Annotated in this window: 1 pseudogene; it reads left to right on the plus strand. The window is 61.1% G+C overall.

From position 1 onward, the window contains the following. Positions 1-274: pseudogene (locus ACNFOC_RS55825) on the plus strand (hypothetical protein); the annotation flags it as partial. Between the last annotated feature and the right edge of the window lie 114 nt (positions 275-388).

Below are 388 nucleotides of genomic sequence, written 5' to 3' on the forward strand. Positions count from 1 at the left end.
GATCGGCATCTCGACAAGCGGGAACTCGCAAAACCTGATCGCCGCATTCGTCAAGGCCAAGGAACTCGGCGTTGCCACGATCGGGCTCACCGGCGGCGACGGCGGCAAGATGAAGTCATCCGGCGCGGTCGATCATTGTCTTGTCGTCCCGTCCACATCCATCCATCGCATTCAGGAATGTCACGTCGCCGCCTATCACATCCTGTGGGATCTGGTGCACACCCTGCTTGCGGACGAACGCGGCTCGGCGGCTAACAGGGAGGCCATGCAATGAAATTCGCCGACGAATTCCGTGACCGCGACAAGGCCAGGACGCTGGTCCGCGAAATCGAAACGCTGGCCGACCAGATCGAGACGACAAAGACGCGGCCGCTCCAACTCATGGAGG

The sequence above is a fragment of the Streptomyces colwelliae genome, assembly GCF_048158785.1.
In the GTDB taxonomy this organism is placed as follows: Bacteria; Actinomycetota; Actinomycetes; order Streptomycetales; family Streptomycetaceae; genus Streptomyces.